General features: G+C 69.8%; 16 protein-coding genes and 1 pseudogene. 5 read left to right on the top strand and 12 right to left on the bottom strand.

Annotated features, from left to right (window positions below):
• Complete coding sequence (locus AB0H84_RS37715) at positions 1–1,380, bottom strand: hypothetical protein (RefSeq protein ID WP_357615503.1); 1,380 nt, start codon at positions 1,378–1,380, stop codon at positions 1–3.
• A 189-nt stretch (positions 1,381–1,569) separates the two neighbouring features.
• On the opposite strand from AB0H84_RS37715, the gene AB0H84_RS37710 reads away from it, so the two are divergent.
• From AB0H84_RS37710 to AB0H84_RS37700, 3 genes are all read left to right on the top strand, one after another.
• On the top strand, positions 1,570–2,277 hold the full coding sequence (locus AB0H84_RS37710; protein WP_357615500.1) for a class I SAM-dependent methyltransferase: 708 nt from the start codon (positions 1,570–1,572) through the stop codon (positions 2,275–2,277).
• Between the two features lie 65 nt (positions 2,278–2,342).
• On the top strand, positions 2,343–2,525 hold the full coding sequence (locus tag AB0H84_RS37705) for a hypothetical protein (protein ID WP_357615497.1): 183 nt from the start codon (positions 2,343–2,345) through the stop codon (positions 2,523–2,525).
• Between the two features lie 316 nt (positions 2,526–2,841).
• On the top strand, positions 2,842–4,092 hold the full coding sequence (locus AB0H84_RS37700) for a C39 family peptidase (RefSeq protein WP_357615494.1): 1,251 nt from the start codon (positions 2,842–2,844) through the stop codon (positions 4,090–4,092).
• Between the two features lie 387 nt (positions 4,093–4,479).
• Here AB0H84_RS37700 and AB0H84_RS37695 read toward each other — a convergent pair whose 3' ends face one another.
• The 4 genes from AB0H84_RS37695 to AB0H84_RS37680 all read right to left on the bottom strand — a co-directional run bounded on the left by AB0H84_RS37695 (position 4,480) and on the right by AB0H84_RS37680 (position 7,259).
• Complete coding sequence (locus AB0H84_RS37695; protein ID WP_357615492.1) at positions 4,480–5,505, bottom strand: LacI family DNA-binding transcriptional regulator; 1,026 nt, start codon at positions 5,503–5,505, stop codon at positions 4,480–4,482.
• 42 nt (positions 5,506–5,547) lie between these two features.
• Positions 5,548–5,730 (bottom strand): hypothetical protein, encoded by a 183-nt coding sequence (locus AB0H84_RS37690; RefSeq protein ID WP_357615489.1) that lies wholly within the window; start codon positions 5,728–5,730, stop codon positions 5,548–5,550.
• A 216-nt stretch (positions 5,731–5,946) separates the two neighbouring features.
• On the bottom strand, positions 5,947–6,663 hold the full coding sequence (locus AB0H84_RS37685) for an alpha/beta hydrolase (RefSeq protein ID WP_357615486.1): 717 nt from the start codon (positions 6,661–6,663) through the stop codon (positions 5,947–5,949).
• Positions 6,664–6,704: 41 nt separating this feature from the next.
• Complete coding sequence (locus AB0H84_RS37680; protein ID WP_357615483.1) at positions 6,705–7,259, bottom strand: TetR/AcrR family transcriptional regulator; 555 nt, start codon at positions 7,257–7,259, stop codon at positions 6,705–6,707.
• A 261-nt stretch (positions 7,260–7,520) separates the two neighbouring features.
• Here AB0H84_RS37680 and AB0H84_RS37675 point away from each other — a divergent pair.
• Positions 7,521–7,670, top strand: a pseudogene (locus AB0H84_RS37675) (recombinase family protein); the annotation flags it as partial.
• Between the two features lie 29 nt (positions 7,671–7,699).
• Here AB0H84_RS37675 and AB0H84_RS37670 read toward each other — a convergent pair.
• From AB0H84_RS37670 to AB0H84_RS37655, 4 genes are all read right to left on the bottom strand, one after another.
• A complete protein-coding gene (locus AB0H84_RS37670; RefSeq protein ID WP_357615480.1) occupies positions 7,700–8,656 on the bottom strand; it encodes a zinc-binding dehydrogenase in 957 nt (318 codons plus the stop codon).
• A 230-nt stretch (positions 8,657–8,886) separates the two neighbouring features.
• Positions 8,887–10,560 carry an MFS transporter gene (locus AB0H84_RS37665; protein ID WP_357615477.1) on the bottom strand — a complete coding sequence of 558 codons (1,674 nt, stop codon included), beginning with the start codon at positions 10,558–10,560 and terminating at the stop codon, positions 8,887–8,889.
• A 618-nt stretch (positions 10,561–11,178) separates the two neighbouring features.
• A complete protein-coding gene (locus AB0H84_RS37660; RefSeq protein ID WP_357615474.1) occupies positions 11,179–12,468 on the bottom strand; it encodes an FAD-dependent monooxygenase in 1,290 nt (429 codons plus the stop codon).
• 284 nt (positions 12,469–12,752) lie between these two features.
• Entirely contained in the window at positions 12,753–13,190 is a 438-nt protein-coding gene (locus tag AB0H84_RS37655; protein WP_357615471.1) for a GNAT family N-acetyltransferase, read from the bottom strand.
• 234 nt (positions 13,191–13,424) lie between these two features.
• Here AB0H84_RS37655 and AB0H84_RS37650 point away from each other — a divergent pair, with 234 nt between their 5' ends.
• On the top strand, positions 13,425–14,243 hold the full coding sequence (locus AB0H84_RS37650; protein ID WP_357615468.1) for an alpha/beta hydrolase: 819 nt from the start codon (positions 13,425–13,427) through the stop codon (positions 14,241–14,243).
• Between the two features lie 84 nt (positions 14,244–14,327).
• On the opposite strand, the gene AB0H84_RS37645 is transcribed toward AB0H84_RS37650, so the two are convergent.
• The 3 genes from AB0H84_RS37645 to AB0H84_RS37635 all read right to left on the bottom strand — a co-directional run bounded on the left by AB0H84_RS37645 (position 14,328) and on the right by AB0H84_RS37635 (position 18,099).
• On the bottom strand, positions 14,328–14,564 hold the full coding sequence (locus AB0H84_RS37645) for a sugar-binding protein (RefSeq protein ID WP_357615465.1): 237 nt from the start codon (positions 14,562–14,564) through the stop codon (positions 14,328–14,330).
• 299 nt (positions 14,565–14,863) lie between these two features.
• Entirely contained in the window at positions 14,864–15,040 is a 177-nt protein-coding gene (locus AB0H84_RS37640; protein WP_357615462.1) for an antitoxin VbhA family protein, read from the bottom strand.
• Positions 15,041–15,078: 38 nt separating this feature from the next.
• A complete protein-coding gene (locus AB0H84_RS37635) occupies positions 15,079–18,099 on the bottom strand; it encodes an endo-1,4-beta-xylanase (RefSeq protein WP_357615460.1) in 3,021 nt (1,006 codons plus the stop codon).
• Between the last annotated feature and the right edge of the window lie 193 nt (positions 18,100–18,292).

Raw genomic sequence — 18,292 nt, 5'->3', positions numbered from 1 at the left:
TCAGGACGCCTCGCCGGGCTGCTGCTCCCGGCGCCTCGCCGGGCGGCGGGGACTGCCGGCGACGGCGCGGTCGGCATTGGCGCTGCCGGCGACGGCGCGGTCGGCATTGGCGCTGCCGGCGACGGCGCGGTCGGCGTTGGCCCTGCCGGTACCGGTGCCGGTGCTCCCGGCGGCGCTGCCCCGGCGATCAGTGCCGGTGCTGCCGGTGCCGGGGCGGTCGGCGGCCGGGCGGCGGCGGTTGTGGCCGGAGAACTGCCATACGAGCAGGCCGATGGCGACGAGCATGGGAATGCCCAGTCCCACCAGCCACACCGACACCCCGGTCAGCGGGACGGCGCCGTCGTCGTCCCGCTTCTCCGCTTCCCCGGACCCCGGCCGCGGGCGGCGCTGACCGGGGCCCACCTCGGCGGCGGGGTGCTCCTCCGGCCCGCGCCCCTCACCGGGACGGCGCAGGCGCGGCCCCGTGGTGGGACCGCCCTTGATGATGTCTCCGCCGGAGATGACATGAAGCACGCCTTCGCTCCCGTCCAGGGCGGGCGACTGCCCGCTCCCGGGCCTCGCGTCGCCGCCTCCCACGGAGCTCCCGTACGGGTCCGGCTTGGACGGGGCCGACGTCGCGGAACCGGTACCGGAAGCGGAATCGCCGGCCCTAGCAGGATCGCCCACGCGAGCCGCATCACCCACGCGAGCCGGATCGGCGGCCCGGGCGGGATCGGCGGCGCGAGCAGGATCGGCGGCGCGGGCCGGATCGGCGGCGCGGGCGGGCTCCGTGTCGGAAGTGGGAGACGTGGCCGGGCCGGAGTTCGGCGGCTGAGCGGGCCCGGCGCCGCCGGCCACGCACGGACGGCCGTTCCCACCGTTCGGAGCGCTTTGGTGAACGGTGGCGCACGTGTCGGAGCCCCCGGCCTCAGGGGCGGCGGGCGGACCGGCCTTGGCCCGCGCCCGCGCCGGGTTGATCATCCGTGTCGAGCGAGCGCCCGTCCCCGTGGCCGAGACCTCGACCTTGTTGGTGACCCGCGTGCCGTCCGGAAGCGCCGGGTCGAGCGTGACCGGGATCTCGTACGTCACGCTCGACCCCGGCGGGATCGCCAGCCCGGCACCGCCACAGACGACGGTGGCGCCCCGGTTGACGAGGCCGCAGTCGTCGGACAGGAGGCCGGCGGTCGTGTTCGGATCGAGGTTGTTGACGATCGTCACGTTCTCGGCGTCGCCGCGTCCGGCGTTCTCGACGGTCACCATGTAGACGGACTGCGCGCCGATGACCATCGGATCCGGGGTGACGGTCCCGCTGACCCGCAACATCGGCCCGACCGGAGCCGCAACGGTCCCCCCGCCCAACGCGGTGAGCGCGACGATCCCCGCGATCCCCCGGATGACCATCTCGTCCCCTTCGCCATAACCTGCCGCACCTGCCTGACCGGGGACGATCCTGCTCCCACCCGCAGAACCCAGGGAGACTCCCCAACCTGAACCATGCGCCCCCATGACGAAGCCTTTACTTCGGATGCGGCGTTCCGCGCTCGACGAACACCGCCCGGCCCAGGATCCTTGGCGCGTACTGTCGGGATCATGCCAGGTGTTGCCCGCTACGACGAGATCGCCGACTTCTACGCGGAAGGCTGGACCGACGTCATCGACGACCCAGCCTCGGTGCGCCTGCTCGACATGCTGGGACCTGTCGCTGACCTGCGGGTCCTGGACATCGCCTGCGGCCACGGCCGCATCAGCCGTGAGCTCGCCCGCCGCGGCGCCGCCGTCGTCGGCGCCGATATCTCAGAAGCGCTGATCGCCAGGGCGCGGGCCGCAGTACACGACACCCCACTGGGCATCCGCTACCTCCACGCCGACGTGACCGAGCCCTTCGAGCCGGACCTTCCCCCGTTCGACGTGGTGGCCTGCGCCTTCGGCCTCTCCGACATCGACGACCTCGACGGCGCCGCCGCGACCGCCGTCCGCGCTCTCCGCCCCGGCGGCGTCTTCGCCTGCGCGATCCTGCACCCGTGCTTCCCCGGCGGCCGGGGCGTCTCCGGCTCCTGGCCAGGGGACGCGCGCCACCACACGGAGGGCTGGTGGCGTGCCGACGGCGAGCTGTCCTCCCTGCGCCGCCGGGTCGGCGCCAACCACCGCACGCTCTCGACGTACGTCAACACGTTCCGCCGCCACGGCCTCCGGCTGGACGAGCTGGACGAGCCCGAACCAGCCCCCGCCTGGGCTGCCGGACGGCCTGACGCCGCGAGGTTCCCCGTGTTCCTCGTCATGAAATGGGTCAAGCAGTGATGCCACACCGAGCACCGCCGCCGTCGGCACGAGCGCATGAGACTTCCAGGCTTGCGCGGATCTCGATGGGCACCTTTTCGGGAACGCTTGCGCTGTTCGCGACGCTCGTGAGCTTCATGCCGACCAATGACGACTGGGACCCCGAGATGCGGGAGTACAGCGACAGGGCGGCCTTCACGGCCTGCTGCCTGCTTCTCGCCGGCGACCTCTACCAATTCGTCACCTTGGTTCCGCATTTTACGGGCTGAGGGCCCGGACCGGTGTGTGGTGTGGCGGCACCCGGAGCACGCCACACCACACACGTACAGAGGGTCAGCCCACCCGGCAGCTCACCCCTTCGAAGGTCAGTCTGAGGAGATCGCCGAAATGTGTCAACGGATGGCAGAAACATTTCGGATCTTTAGTTCGATGCTGCCTACTCCCACCTGCAATGACATCAGTCGAAATATTTCGGAATCCATGAAAATAACGCGAAAATGGAGCGATACGTAGATTTCCCGATGCTTTACCAGCCGCTTCTGCCTAGTGTCGGCCGCGACAATCGCCGCCCGAGAAGGTGGGTTCATGCGTGCGCTGACCGTGCTCCTGTCCAGCCTTGTGCTGGTCACGACCGTCTCCGCCCCTGCCGGCGCGGAGACCAAGCCCGCCGCCGTCACACCTGACGTCGTCTTCCAGCGGGCCGACTTCGCCACCGGCACGTACGAGGGCACGGGAGCCGGCAACGGCCTGCTGTTCGGCCAGGCCGTCGGCACCGTCTCCTACACCGACGCGCTCGGCACCAGGACCTGGGAGTACGCCCGCTGGACCGGTCCCGAGCGGGCGATCGGCTTCCCGGCCACCGAGCTGATCGCGTCCTGGACCGCCGACGTGCCGCCGGGCAGCTGGATGCAGGTCGAGGCCCGGGCCAGGAACGCCGAAGGGCTGACCAAGTGGTACTCGCTCGGCCGGTGGGCGTACGCGGAAGGCGACATCCGCCGCACCTCCGTACCGGGACAGGGGGACGCGAACGCCAGCGTCGCGGTGGACACGCTGGTCGCGGCGGCCGGCAAGCCCATCAGCGGCTACCAGCTGCGCCTCACCCTCTACCGCACGCCCGGCTCCTCGGTGACGCCGCGCGTGCGCACGTCCGGCGTCATGGCCTCCAACGTGCCGGAACGCAAGACCGTGCCGGTCAGCCCGAGCGGCGGCGCATGGGGGACGGAGCTGGCCGTGCCGCGCCGCTCCCAGAACGTCCACCAGGGCCACTACCCCGAATGGGACGGCGGCGGCGAGGCGTGGTGCAGCCCGACCTCGACCACCATGGTCCTCGGCTACTGGGGCAAGCGGCCCAGCGCCGAGGACACCTCCTGGGTCGATCCCGCCGACCCGAACCCCGAGGTCGACTACGCCGCCCGCTACACCTACGACCACGCATACCAGGGGGCGGGCAACTGGCCGTTCAACACCGCCTACGCGGGGCGGTACGGGATGGACGGGTTCATCACGCGGCTGCGGTCGCTGACGGAGCTGGAGCTGCTGATCAAGGCGGGCATCCCGGTCATCACCTCGCAGTCGTTCAAGAAGGGCGAGCTGCCGGGCGCCGGGTACGGCACCAACGGGCACCTCATGGCGATCGTCGGCTTCACCGCGTCGGGTGACGTGATCGCCAACGACCCCGCCTCGTCGAGCAACGACGCCGTGCGGCACGTGTATCCGCGGGCCGACTTCGAGAACGTCTGGCTGCGGAGCTCGAGCAGCGGCGGCGTCGCGTACATCATCCACCCGCAGGACCGCGCGCTGCCCGCCACGACGCCCGGGCTGCCCGCCAACTGGTAACCGCCTAGGGGTGCGGGCTCGGTCGGCCTGCGGCGGCTCCTCGGGCCAGATCTCGAACTGCTCCACGATGCCGGAGAAGTGCGCCTCGTCCTCCTCGGGGACGGACGAGGCGCACCTTAGACGAAATGGACATCGTCCCGCACGGCGAAGTGCTCGCTCACGGTCCAGACCTGTCCGGCGTCCCTCCTGGCGCAGCCCAGCCTGGTCCCGGGACGCCCCGCGACCCGTGCCTCGGTGACGGCGAAGTCGACGAATCCGGCCGGCTCGAGCGCGCTCCTGGCCCCCTCCGAGACGCCGCAACCGCGGGAAGCTCACGGATGACGCGGGGGCGGGGTGGACGCGGGCAGATCACGGGTGACGCAGGGCCGGGGTGGACTCCCGGGCAGATCACGGGTGCCGCGGGGGTGCGGTGGACTCGCGGATGATGAGGCGCGGCGGGACCAGCGAGATGGCCGGTTGCGGGTGCCCGCCCAGCTCGGCCAGCGCCGCGTGGAAGCAGGCCCGCCCCAACCCGGCGAAATCCATCCGTACGGTGGTCAGCGCCGGGGTCCAGAAGGCCGAGCCGGGGATGTCGTCGAAGCCGACGATGCTGACATCCCCGGGAACGTCCTTCCCCGCGTCGTAGAGCGCCCGCCGCACCCCCTGCGCGATGTCGTCGTTGCCGCACAGGATCGCCGTCACGTCCGGCGACCGGGCCAGCCGCTCCCCCGCCGCGTACGCCGACTCCACATCCCACCCGCATGCCAGCACCGAGGGGATCTCCGCGCCCGCCCGGCGCAGCGCGTCGCGCCAGCCCGCGTGCCGCCCTCCGGCGCGGCCCTCGGACGGGATGGCCACGTGGTGGACGGTATGGTGCCCGAGGTCAAGCAGGTGCTGGGTGGCGTCGGCGGCGGCCCGGCGCTCGTCCAGGGCGATCGCCACCCGTCCCAGGTCGGGGGCGACCGGCTCGGTGGCCAGGATGGCGGGGATGTGCGGCGGCAGCGCCTCGGCCACCGCCGTGCCCAGCGGGTCGAACGCGATGACCACCAGCCCGCCCGCGCTCGGGTCGCTGACGTAGTCGACCGTCTGCTCGACCTCGGCCGACTCCACGACCCTGATCCCCAGGGCCACGCCCTCGGTCCTGGCCGCCTCCTCGATGCCCTGGAGGGTGGCGGCGTAGCCGTACAGCATGGTGTTGGAGGTCACGACGGTGACGCCGCTGGCCCGGCCGAGGCCCAGCGTGCGGGCGGCCCGGTTGGGGCGGAACCCCAGCCGCTCGATCGCGGCCAGCACCGCGGCGCGGGTGTCGGGCCGCACCCGGGGTGAGTCGTTCAGCACGCGCGAGACGGTCTGGTGCGAGACGCCGGCCGCGGCGGCTACGTCTCGGATGCTCGGGGCGGCCCCTTTACGGACAGGTCGGGGGCTCGCGGTCACGATCACATGGTAGTCGGCCCGAGAGCGGAGGTTGGGACCAGTTCACGCGACCAGGCGCAGCCAGGCCGCCGCGAGCGCGGCGTGACCGGCCGGCGTCGGGTGCACGCCGTCCGCGGCCCAGTGCTCCGGCCCCGTCGTCGCAGAGAGTTCGGCGAACATGCCGTCGGCGGGAAGCAGTTGCGCGCCGTACTTGTTGCCGCCGATCCCGGTGTTCAGCCAGGTCACGGGGCGGTCCGGATGCCGGAGGCCCCATCACCCGCGATGATGACAGCTTGGTGGAACTCGCCGGTCGGGAAGGCGCCGGCTGCCTCAGCGAGGGTGGCGTGCCTGTCGCGCAGGTCGGCGACTTTTCGGCGCGGGCGCTCATGCCGGTTGCCAGGCGACTTGGTTGCGCCGGTGTGGGTGATGGATCCGGCGCACCCAAGCGGCTGCTGAGTCTGATCACGCGTCTGTCAGGAAGGCCAGTGCGTCGGAGGCGAAGCGCTTGTCGGTGAATGTGCCGCTGTGGCTGCGGTCTGGGTAGACGACGAGTTGAGCGTCGGGGATGCCCTCGACCGTGTACCGGGCCAGTTCCAGCGGGTAGACGAGGTCCTTACCACCCTGGATCAGCAGCGTGGCCGCCTTGATGTTGTGCAGCCGGCCGCGCAGGTCGAAGCCGTCTTCGGCGTTGAGAACGGTGACGGCGTCACTGTGGTCCTTGTGGCCATTGTCCGACAGCCACAGCAGGCATCGGAGCAGTCTCTGGCCGATCGCTGATTCGGTGACGATCTCGGCCAGGGCGGGGCTGGGCCGCCTGCCCTGGCGTGCGCGTTCGATGTAGTTACGTTGGGCTCGCTTGCCGACAGGGCCGAGAGTGCAGGCCGTACCCGCTAGGACCAGGCGGTTGACCAGGCCGGGATGGTCGGCGGCAAGCTGCAGGGCGATGGAGCCGCCGGTGGAGATGGCCAGTATGTTCACCGGGCCCTCGAAGGTGGTTTTGATCGCTTGCGCGTAGACGGCGGCGAGGTCGGCCATCGTCGTGGTTGACGGCAGCCCGGGCGGCCGGTTGACGACATAGACAGTGAAGTGTTCGGTGAACGGTCGCACCATCCGCATCGTGGACCAGCGTGCCAACCCCGTCGGGTTGGCCGCTTGTGGGGTGTAGAGCAGGACGACCAAGGGTGCTCCCGCGCCGGCCGACAGGTACGGTAGGCCGTTCATCATGGGGTGATCCCTTCTGTGACCGCGTCGATCAGACGGTTCATCACGGCCGGGTAGATCTCGGCGCCTAGGTGTTCGGCGTGCAGCGGGGTCAGCAGGACCGCGCGCAGCACGCCGAGCAGGACCTGCGGATCGTCTTTCAGATGGATGCTGAGGAACTGGAGCACATCGGCCATCGGGCCGTCCGCCGCTACGGCCGTGCGCTCGGGGGTGAGCTTGGCGGCGACCGCGGCCATCTCCTGGGGGTGGGACATCAGCCGCCGGTAGAGCGGATTGCTGTCAAGTTCGGCGATCGTGGCGCGCAGGAAGCGGCGCAGCGCGTCGCGGGTGTCGGCGCCGCGGTTGAGGCCCTCATCGATCACCCGGCGCCGGACCTGCTCGCTCTGGCGCAGCATCGCCTCGAAGTACAGGTCCTCTTTGGAGTCGAAGAAGGCATACAGCGAGGACTTGGCGATGCCCGCGGGAGCGGTCAACTCTTCCAGGGACGTCTTGCGCAGCCCCTGGGTCGAGAAGAGGTGGGTGGCGGTGTCGAGCAACTGCTCGATGATCCGCAACCTCTCTTCCTCGGAGAACGCCGACGGCATGTTGTCTCCATTTGAACAGATCGGTTTATTGTTCACAGCATAGCTCTCGATAGGCAGGTGATGTCATCCACCCCCGGTCCAGATGGAAGTCCACGAGTGGGGCCATGCCGAGATGGGTGCAGCGGGCGCAAGCGACCACTTATGAAACAAGCCCCGACAGCCATGACAGTACGTAACTAAGGTTACAGAGAGCTACTTTGGGGCTGGTCGCACGGATCCGAGTGGGGGGGCGACACCACCACCCCCGGCGGGCGGCTCGTCTTCCATGTCTTCGCCACGTTGGCGGAGTTCATCCGCGAGCTCATCGTGGAGGGCACGCACGAGGGCCTGGCCGCCGCCCGCGCCCGCGGGCGGCGCCTGGGACGCCCGCCGGCGATGACGCCCGTCAGCACAACATGGTTGGACGCCCCTCAGATGAGCAGCAGAGTCTTGCCTACGGCGTTGCGCGACTCGATCGCCGCATGCGCATCCGAAGCACGCTCCAACGGGAAGGTCTGCCCGACGATCGGCCTGATCCGGCCTGCCACCGCTTCTGACATCACCCGCTCGGCCCACCCTCTCATTCGCGGCCCGAAGCCGAAGAGTTGCTCGATCCCGATCACCTCAATTCCCCGCCGCTGCGCCTGTGCGGAATCGATCATCGTGACCTCACCACTGGAAGCGCCGTGGATGGAGAAACGGCCGCCGTCAGCCGTCACCTCGAACGCGGCCCGGCCGATCTCCCCGCCAACCCCGTCGAACACCAGGTCGACACCCGTGCCACCGGTGGCGTCGAGCACCTGCTCCGTCCAGTCCTGATCGGAATAGTCGACCACCGCCTCCGCGCCAAGGTCGCGTACCATGTTCAGCTTCCGGCTGCCGCGCGCAGCCCCGACGACTTTGGCACCGGCCGCATGCGCCAGTTGCACCAGCAGGCTTCCGACGCCGCCGCCTGCTGCCTCGACCAGCACCCATTCGCCAGATCGGATGCGGGCTCCCTCCACGAGGCCCAGCGCGGTGCTGCCGTCGGTGTGCAGAGCGACGGCATCGGTCAGTTCCAGTTCTTCCGGTATCTGGATCAGGTCCTCCGTGAAGGCCACCGCACGCTCGGCGAAGCCGCCGGTCTCCCCCGTGCCTGCCAGAACGCGCTGTCCGAACCAGCTCGGGTCCGCATCCTCCCCCACCGCACTCACGCGACCGGCCACCATGCTGCCCGGCACGTACGGGAGTTCGGGCTTGTCGTGCCAAGGGTCGGTGCCGCGCCGGATCTGGGTCTCGACGAACGTGATTCCTGCAACGGAGACGTCGACCATCACCTGGCCGGGTCCCACGACCGGATCCGGCTCCTCGCCCGGCACCAGCACCTCGGGCCCTCCGAAACGGGTCACGTGTACCACTCGCATATCCAGCACTCTCCTGCACTGTTTGTCTGACATCGGCGAGGAGAAGTCTCTAACCTCAACCAAGGTTGACATCAAGTCCAAGGCGACACACTGCCCAGCTCGAAGCAGCGCGACTGACAGCATGCGGCTCCAACGCACGGACATCACCATGGACGACGGCCTGCTACCCAACGGCAGGCCGAGACGCGATCACGCCCACAAGGGCGTGATGGCCGTCAGGTGGAGGTGGACTCGGAGCGCTGTGCGGATTCGGCCGAGGGCGAGCCGAGGGGCGGTAGATGGCGGAGCGAAGCGAACACGAGGGCCGTGACGGCCACCATTATCACCACGCCTGCGACAGCAGCGGCGGCCAGGCCGTCGGCAAAAGCCGCTCTGGCGCCGGCCAGCAGTTTCCCGGAGACATCGGGGTTCCCGGCGGCGACCGCGAAAGCTCCGCCGAAGGTGTCCCGGGCCGTGCGGGCGGCCGCGCTGTCCAAGCCGTCCGGCACCGCAACGCCCGCCCGGTACACCACTGCGGCGAGGCTGCCTAGCACGGCAAGCCCGAGAGCAGCGGAGAACTCCTGCCCAGTCTCCGACAGCGCCGCGGCCGAGCCCGACCGCTCCGGCGGCGCCGCGCCTACCACCATGTCGATGCCGAGGACCACGAGCGGCGAGGTCCCGGCGAAGAACAGGGACTGCCCCACCACCACGTAGACCAGCCCACCAGTACCCTCGACCTGGGCGAGCAGCAACATGCCCAGGATGGCCACGGCCAGCCCGCCGGCGATGACGTGGACCGGTCGGAACCGGCCGGCGAGCCGGGGGGTGATGACGAAGCCGACGATCACCGCGGCGGTCATCGGCACCATCCACATCCCGGCCGCCAGTGGCGACAGCCCCGCCGAAAGCTGGAGGTACTGGCCGGTGAGCAGACTGAGGCCGGGGCCCAGCAGGGTGACCAGCATCAGGGCGCCCAGGGAGGCGCTGAATTTACGGTTGGCGAACAGTTTCAGGTCCAGTAGTGGGGCGGCCAGGGCGCGTTGGCGCCGTACGAACACGGCGGCCAGGATCGCTCCTGCCGCGACGGCGAGTGCGGAGGGCCAGGAGAGCCCGTACGCCGCGAACTCCTTGATTCCATAGATGGTCGGCAGGACCGCGCCCAGTGACAGCACCACGCTCGCCAGGTCGAGACGGCCCGCGCCCGGCGCGCGGTATTCGGGCAGCAGCAGCGGCCCTGCCACCAGCAACACCAGCATGACAGGCACGTTCAGCAGGAAGACCGCACCCCACCAGAACCATTCGAGCAGCAGCCCGCCGACCAGCGGCCCAACGACCATGCCGCCGGTGAACCCGGTCATCCACAGGCCGATCGCCTTGGTTCGCTGTCGCGAGTCCAGGAACATGTTGCTGATCAACGAGAGCGTGGACGGCATCAGCGTGGCACCCGCGACGCCGAGCAGTGCCCGGGCCAGGATCAGCAGCAGGGGCGTGGTGGCGTACGCGGCGAGCACTGAGGCCACTGCGAACGCGGCGCCGCCGATCAACAGCAGCCTCCTGCGACCGATGCGGTCACCGAGGGTGCCCATCGTGATCAGGAACCCCGCGATGAGGAAGCCGTAGACATCGGAGATCCACAGCAACTGTGCGCCGGTGGGCTTCAGGTCCTTTGTCAGTGTCGGCACGGCCAGATGCAGCACGGACATGTCAATCGAAAGCAGCAGGGTGGGCAGGATGAGCACGGCCAACCCTGTCCACTCCCGCCGCCCTGCCTTCGGATATGCGTTCACATTCGGCCACGATAAAAGCTCAACGTAAGTTGAGGTCAACCGCTCTTGGGCATCGCGTCGCATCGCCTCCATGCCGGAGATCTCGATGTGGATGTGGCTGAGCCAGAAGGCGATCCCCGGCATGGAAGGGAGACGGCCTGCTCCTGCTCGGCTGCCCCCTGTGGGGGCGATTCTCCGCCCTGGCGCACCTGTCTCCCCCGGCTGGCCGGTTGCGGCGCTGGTGAGCGCCGCCGGACGGGCTGGGGACTGCGCGTGGGCACATACGCACAACTGTGCGAGCTTCGCGAACGGATTCTGGATGCCGGGCGGCCGGTCGGACAGATCGAGACACTGCCCACGCAATGGACTATGACGGCTCGCGATCCCGATGGACGCCCGGTGGATATCCGGGCCCATCGCCCTCGATGACATTGCTCTGCAAACGAGGTCTTTCCAGCGGTGGTGCCTCCCCCGGCCAGATCACGATCTTGCACTCGGGATCGAAGGCACCTGTCCGTTCTGATCCATCGTGTCAGGGGGCATGTCGGCGAGCTGCGCACCGATCTCAGCCTTGAGACAAGACGGGCGAGCAATCCGGCTGGGGATCAATGGGCTCTTGTCAGTTTTCCGAGTCACAACCGCCTCATCGGAACGTGGCGTGGCCGCCGAACGGGCGCTCCAACGCGCACTACGCGGCATGAGCGGAGGTCGTCCGGCGGTGTCCCACCGAAGCGTGGTCCCTCTCGACACGTTAGGTGATACCTACGGCCTGGCCGACGAGGTGATCGGCGATCCGGCCGGGGCTGCGGAGCCCGGCACCCCCGCGTAGTCGGGCAGCTCGATGCCGTTGATCGCGCGCCCGACCAGCTCGGTGAACCATTCGCCGGCGAAATCGGGGCGCGGCTCGGCGTCCGGCCCGGGGACGTCGCGGCTGCGGGCGTTCAACCGGCCGATCTCCTGGTTGGCCTCGACGAACGAGCGCATCCGCGCCTCGTAGCGGGCGAACCCGGCGCCGGGGTCCCATCCGGCGGCGGCCAGCTCTCCGGCCAGCAGGTAGGCGCCGACCAGCGCCAGCCCGGTGCCCTGCCCCGACATCGGCGAGGAGCTGAACGCCGCGTCCCCGAGCAGCACCACCCGTCCACTCGACCAGCGGTCCATCACCACCTGGGCGACCTGGTCGAGGTAGAAGTCCGGGGTGTCGTCCAGGTGCGCGAGGATGTCCGGGGTCAACCAGCCCAGGCCCGCCATCCGCTCACGCAGCAGGACCTTCTGGGCCGCGACGTCACGGTAGTCGACGTCGAAGTCGGCCGAGGCGAAGGAGAACATGGCCATCGCCCGGGTGGCGTCCTGGATGGGCCGCAGGAGGGCAGAGCGCCCGGACTCCTGATCCTGGTACTCGAGCAGCCAGCGGTCCAGCCCGAACTCGTTGGGCACACTGTAGAAGGCCAGCACGTGCCCGAGGTGGCGGAGGAACCGCTCATGCGGCCCGAAGACCATCGCTCGCAGCGCCGAGTGCAACCCGTCGGCCCCGACCACCAGGTCGAAGCGCCGCCGGTTGCCGCCCGCGAAGACCACGTCGACGCCGTCCGCGTCCTGGGCGAGCCCCGCGATCCGGTCGCCGAAGACGTACTCGACGCCGTCGCGGGTGTCATCGTAGAGCACCTGGGACAGGTCCCCGCGCAGGATCTCGATGTCCGCGATGAACCCGTCGCCACCGTCGTCGTCTGCACGGAAGGTCTCCAGCACCTGCCCGTCCGCGTCCACGGTGTGCGCGCCGGCGGTGTCGGTGCACGCCGCGCGCACCGCCGCGTCCAGCCCCATGCGCCCGATGACCTCCTTGACGACCCCGCGCGCGTCCACCGCCTGCCCGCCGGGACGCAGCTCAGGAGCCCGCTCCACCACGGTCACCTCGGCCCCCCGCCGGCGCAGCCAGTGGGCCAGCGCGGGTCCCGCGATGCTCGCCCCCGCCACCAACACCCTGGGACCGCTCACCCGCGTCCCGTGCGCGCCAGTCCGGATGGTGTGCTCCTGCTGGGAGTCGTCGACGCTCATCACTGCCTCCATGTGCTTCCTCCCGCGCTGGACGTTCCCAGCACAGGCCCCCCGCTGTCGGTGTGTCCAGCCGTGTCGACCACGGATCGGCACAAAACTCATCGGCACGACCGACATCGCGTGCACGCTCCCGCAAAACACCCTGAAACTCGGCATGTGCGTGCGACGGGCATGGTCATGATCGCCTCGGCCTCGGCAGACAATGACGCCCTGATTCGAGGGCGAGAAGTGGATCCATCTTCGGGTGAGTTCCGGCCCACCCGTGGCCCCGCGAGGGGAGGGGTTCAACCAGCGAGATGCAGATCAACGAATGGCACGGTGTCACCGTCGAGTAAATAGCGGTCGTGCTCGAGGAACCCATTCGCTGCCGCGAACGCGAGACCGTCGGCGTTCGAGGCGAGCACGACCGTCTCAATCCGCTGGGCGCCCAGTCTGCGGGCGTGGGCGAGTTCGGCCCTCAGGTAATGCGTGCCGAAACCCTGGCGACGGTGCTCTGGCAGGATCCGCACGATCACGGTGGCCACAGCGTCGGGTCCCGTGGGCGGCCGCACCGTCGCGTTGCCGACCAGCCGACCTGCTGCGTAGCCGAGGGTCAACCGGTTGCGGCCGGCCCGCTCAGCGACATCGGCGGCAGTCAGTGGGGCGGTCGGGATGATCACGTTGTGAATCGTCCGCCAGTGCTCGAGCAGCTGACCGGTCGCGACCACGATGTTCATAGGCATGGGCACACGCTAGTCCGGCGCCATCAACCGGTGATGACGGGCGGCCTTCCCTTTGCGTCGGCGGATGGGCCGGTTCTGTAGGAGAGATCGGGTCGCGTGATCGCGGTACGAGCACGTCCCTATGCCGGTAAGGGCGCTTACCTGGCACGTAATTGGCACGCCTACCTCCACGCCGGAAGACTCGTCTCATCAGCACCGCACACCCACCTGCACCACGACATTGGGAGCACTGAGATGTTCTTCGAGACGAGTGACGGCACCCGCCTGGCCTACGAGGACTACGGCCAGGGCCGGCCGATCGTGTTCGTGGCCAGCGCGATGCTCTGCGCCGACATGTGGGAGTACCAGATCCCGTACTTCGTGGAGCAGGGCTACCGTTGCATCGCCCTCGACCGACGCGGGCACGGCCGTTCCGACCGTCCTAGCACCGGTTACGACATGGACACCGCGGCCGACGACCTGGCCGTGCTGATCGAGCTTCTCGACCTGCGTGATGTGATCCTGGTGGGCCACTCGATGGGCGGCGCCGAGATCGCCCGGTACCTGACCCGGCACGGCGACGAGCGGATCGCGCGGATCGCGCTCATCTCGGCCATGCTGCCGTTCATGCGGCAGACCGACGACAACCCCGAAGGGATCCCCGGCGCCCTGCTGGACGCGTCGATCGCCTCGCTTGACGCCGACCGGCCCAAGTGGCTGGCCCGGCAGGCCCAGGCGTTCTTCGCCACCCACCTGGGCAACGACGTCTCCCCGGCGCAGGTCGACTTCACCATGCGCCAGTGCCTGGAAGCCTCGCCGTGGGCGGTGCGCCAGAGCCAGCGCAATGTGGTGAACTTCGACCACCGGGCCACCCTGCCCGAGATCAAGGTCCCCACGCTGGTAGTCCACGGTGCCGCCGACTTCTCCGCGCCCATCGACGTCACCGGCCGCCGCACCGCCAAGATGATCCCCGGCGCGGTCTACCACGAGTACCCGACCGCCGGCCACGGCCTGTTCGTCAGCCACCGCGACCAGCTCAACGGCGACCTGCTCGCCTTCATCGAGGGGCGTTGATCCACCGTCGGCGCGGCTCCCCAGCGGCGCAGGCGCTCCAGGACGAAGACGACGCCGGCGGCGACCTCCGCCCTGGGCAGGGGATCACCTCGCACCCATGCCGTCCGTACGCCTCCACCATGGCGTCGTGCGTCCGCACCGCCTCGTCCAGGTCCTGACGGCGTTCGGCGTCGTGGGTGTAGATCTCGGGAGAAGGCCCCGGTGGCTGGTGTCCAGGTAGCTGCGGCCCGTGCCGTCGTTCGAGGTCACCGTGCTCGTCCTGGCGGTGCCCGTCGCGTCGTTGACCTGAATGTCGAAGCCCAGCAGGGTGCCGGGCGCCAACGGGACGTGGGCAGCTCGACGGCCGCCTCCACGACGTAGCCGCCGCCACCGGCTTGGCCGCCGCCTTCACCTCGTCCTCGACGCCGCCCACGGCGCGCGTCTCGGATACTTGGGGCGGCCCCCTTGCCGCCATGTCGGGGGCTCGCGGTCACAATCACATGGCAGCCGGAGCAGTCGAGGTAGCGCCCTGCCGCGCGCCCGGAAACCACCGAAGGGAGAACACGCCGAAGAAGCTGACAAAGGCTCAGTCGGGCGGCTTCTCGCCGGTCTCATGCGTCCGGCGACATACGGATCAACGGTCACGGCAGGCCGTGCAGCCTTCGAACGCGTTCACGCAATTGCGTCGTGCCGATCTGGCCACGCGCCCAGCGTTCAGTGATGGCCTCCGCTTCAGCACCCGCGGTGAGTCCTTCAGCGCGCACCGACGCCACGGCCTCCGTCAGTGACCTGGCCCGCTCCGCAGTCGGGAGGCCCACCTGGTAACAGGGCGAGGGGTGAGTGCACGCCGGCCTGCCTACTCCCGGGCTAACCGGAGGACGCCCCAGTGGCTGGTGTCCAGGTAGCTGCGGCTCGTGCTGTCGTTCCAGGTCACCGCGCTCGTACGGGCGGTGCCCGTCGCATCGTTGACCTGGACGTCGAAGCCCAGCAGGGTGCCCGGAGCGAGGGTGATCGTGGGCAGGTCGATGGCCGCCTCCACGACGTATCCACCGGGCACCGTCCTGGTCGCCGCCTTCACGTGGTCCTTGACGCCGCTCGCGTCGAACGTCCCGCCGACCGTGACCCGGCCCGAGAAACTGACGCGGTACTGGCCGTCGTCGTCCTCGTAGCCCTTGGTCTTGCCGTTGCCGGGGTCCACGAAGATCTCGACGGAGTCCTGCTCCCACGAGTTCGGGGACTCCTCGCTCAGCGTGGGGTCGGAGACCTGGGCGAGGACGTACAGCGTGGACCCGCTCCACAGCGAGCGCACCTTGGCGGTCGCGCCGGACGTGCCCTGGATCCAGGTCCCGGTGCGGATCTCCGGCGCGGCCGACCAGGCCCGGTCCACCACGCCGTCGAGCACGGGCGCGCGGTGGGCGGCCGACGTCAGCTTGACCGCGGCCTCGGGCGTCACCTTCCCGTTCCAGACGGCCTCGCCGGAAGAGTCGTGCACGGTCACGGCCACGTCCGTGCCCGTCTTGACCAGCGCCTCGACGCGGTACCCGGTCGCGGTCTGCCGCACCGCCGCAGCCGCCGCCATTCCTCCGCGCGCCCCGTCCGTCGCGCCGCCCGAGAGACCTCCGCCATGCTCGCCCGTCGCGCCCCCCGAAAGGCCCCCGCGCCGCCCCACGACGTACGACGTGCCGTCCACGGTGAACGTCACCCGGTCGCCCTTGCCGGCGGTCGGGTCGGTGACCTCGGCGAGCAGATAGAGCCCCTTCGCGGACGAACGGGCCTGGAACCCGGCCGACACGTCACCCACGCGCGCGATCGGCGAGTCCGGCAGCAGGTCCCACTCGAGGTCCCGCCTGCCGTCCACCAGAGGCGTCCCGGCCGGCGCCGCCAGCCTCCGTACCGATGGCGCCAGCCGGGACGGGTCCACGATGCCCCAGTACGCGGGCTTGGCCTGCAGTTCGTCGTCGAAGGGCAGCGGCGCGTTCAGCCGGGGGATCGGCCAGGAGCGCAGCCAGCTCACGTCGTCCGACTCGCCCCAGACCGTCACCGAGCTGAGCTTCGCGGCCTGCCGGCGGAAGACGTCGAACAGCTCCTTGTACCGGTGCCCCTGCTGGACGAGCAGCTCGGGCGGGATCGTGTCGTACGAAGAGACGAAGTCCGTATAAATGCTGACATCGAGTTCGGTGACCTGCTGGTCCACGCCGAGCGTGGCGAAACGCTCGATCGTGGCCTCGACGGCGGAGGCGGGCGGGTGCTCGATGTTCAGGTGCAGCTGGTGGCCCACGCCGTCGATCGGCACGCCTTCGCCCTTGAGCCGCTTGACCAGCGCGTACAGGGCCTCCCGCTTGCGGGGGAACTCGGTGTTGTAGTCGTTGATGAAGAGCTTGGCGTCGGGGTCGGCCTCGTGCGCGACGCGGAAGGCCGTGCGGATGAAGTCGAGACCGGCGATCTCGTACCACTTGGAGCGGCGCAGGCCGTCGGGCTGATTCTCGTCCACGACCTCGTTGACCACGTCCCAGGCCGCGATCTTGCCCTTGTACCTGGTCACGAGCGTGCGTACGTGCGTCTCCAGGCGCTTGAGCAGCAGCTCCTTGTCGGCGTTCTGGAAGACCCAGTCGGGGGTCTGGCTGTGCCAGGCGAGCGTGTGGCCGCGGATCGTCATGCCGTGCCGGGTGGCGAAGTCCACGAGATAGTCGCCGTCCGCGAAGGTGAACTCGCCCTCCCTCGGCTCGGTGGCGTCCCATTTGAGCTCGTTGCCGGGCGTGACGCCGTTGAAGTGCCTGGCCAGCAGCTCGCCGTGCACGCCGAGCGTGTCGGGCCTGGTGAAGGCCGAGCCCATGACGAAGGGCACCTTGTCCTTGAGCGCGGGGATGTCGGTCTGGATCGGCTTCGGCTGGACGTAGGTCAGGGAGAAGTCGTCCAGGTAGAAGGGGAACGTGCCGCTGTCGGACTCGACGTACAGGCTGAGGAAGTCGACGTCGTACGCGAGCGTGTACGTGCCCGACAGCCGCACCCACTCCCCCGCCGGTACGTCCTTCGGCGCGACCACGCGCTCGTAGCTCGGAGTGCCGCCGCTCCTGCGCTCGATCGACAGTCCGAGCCGGCCGGACGCGGTGTCCGGCCCGAGACGGACCCATACCGACAGGGCGTACTTGTCGCCCTTGGCCATCCGGCCGAGCACGTTCAGCGCGGGGCCGTCCCAGGAGGCCGACCGGCCGCCGACCGCCAGCGCGCGGCTGCCCGCGTGGGCGGCGGCCGTACTGGACTCGAGGGTGGCGGCGGCCCTGGGCGCCCAGTCCTGCGCGGTGCCGTCCTCGAAGTCGCTGCTGATCGGCTCGCGCGTGGGATCGCCGAGCGGGGTGATGACGATGTCGTCCAGGTAGAACCGGCCGGTGGCGTCGGAGCTCTCGGCGTAGAGCTGCACGCCGGTGGACTCGGCGGTGAACTGGTAGGTGCCCGACAGCCGCACCCATCCGCCGTCGGTCACGGTGGCCGCCGCGACCCGCTCGTACGTGGTGTCGCCGCCCGCCGGGGTCCGCTGCACCGTCAGCGCGATCGTGCTCGCCGGCTGGCCGCTCACCAGCCGCGCGTACGCGGTCACGGTGTAGCCGGCGCCCCTGACGAACGGCGCGTCGATCGAAGCGCCGTGCCACGTCGCGGTCCTGCCGGTCGTCAGGAGGCTGCTCGTCCCGCCGTGGGCCGCCTCCGCCGTCACCGTGACGGAGACGCCGTCGCCGCGCGGGCCCCATCCCTGGGTGGTGCCGCCCTCGAAGTCATAGCTGAAGTCCGCCTTGGGGGACGTGAGGTCCGTCGCGGCGTGCGCGGAGACCGCGGGCACAAGGCATAACAGGGCGGCGGCTACCAGGGCTCGAAGGATGCGCACGATGCTCCCGCTGAAAGTTTCATGAAAGCGCCGATAAATATCAGGCGGACTGTAGATGTGGCGCGCTCCAGGGTCAAGTAGGTCACGCTGCACCACAACTATTTCGAGGGCCTCGGCCAGCGCATTTCGACGGCATCGCCGCGGCGAAGGTGCTGTCGATGTTCAGGGGCACCGCGAGGAACAACCTGGTGGA

Origin of the sequence: Nonomuraea sp. NPDC050786, from assembly GCF_040654115.1 — a bacterium.
In the GTDB taxonomy this organism is placed as follows: domain Bacteria; phylum Actinomycetota; class Actinomycetes; order Streptosporangiales; family Streptosporangiaceae; genus Nonomuraea.
Note: the sequence above shows the minus strand (reverse complement) of the source record. Positions and strands in the feature narration are given on the sequence as shown.

Bases quoted from the DNA above. Each gene is read 5' to 3' on its own strand.
- AB0H84_RS37715 (WP_357615503.1), bottom strand. From the start codon at position 1,380: ATGGTCATCCGGGGGATCGCGGGGATCGTCGCGCTCACCGCGTTGGGC.
- AB0H84_RS37655 (WP_357615471.1), bottom strand. From the start codon at position 13,190: ATGCCTATGAACATCGTGGTCGCGACCGGTCAGCTGCTCGAGCACTGG.
- AB0H84_RS37650 (WP_357615468.1), top strand. From the start codon at position 13,425: ATGTTCTTCGAGACGAGTGACGGCACCCGCCTGGCCTACGAGGACTAC.
- AB0H84_RS37660 (WP_357615474.1), bottom strand. From the start codon at position 12,468: ATGAGCGTCGACGACTCCCAGCAGGAGCACACCATCCGGACTGGCGCG.
- AB0H84_RS37665 (WP_357615477.1), bottom strand. From the start codon at position 10,560: ATGCCGGGGATCGCCTTCTGGCTCAGCCACATCCACATCGAGATCTCC.
- AB0H84_RS37700 (WP_357615494.1), top strand. From the start codon at position 2,842: ATGCGTGCGCTGACCGTGCTCCTGTCCAGCCTTGTGCTGGTCACGACC.
- AB0H84_RS37710 (WP_357615500.1), top strand. From the start codon at position 1,570: ATGCCAGGTGTTGCCCGCTACGACGAGATCGCCGACTTCTACGCGGAA.
- AB0H84_RS37705 (WP_357615497.1), top strand. From the start codon at position 2,343: ATGGGCACCTTTTCGGGAACGCTTGCGCTGTTCGCGACGCTCGTGAGC.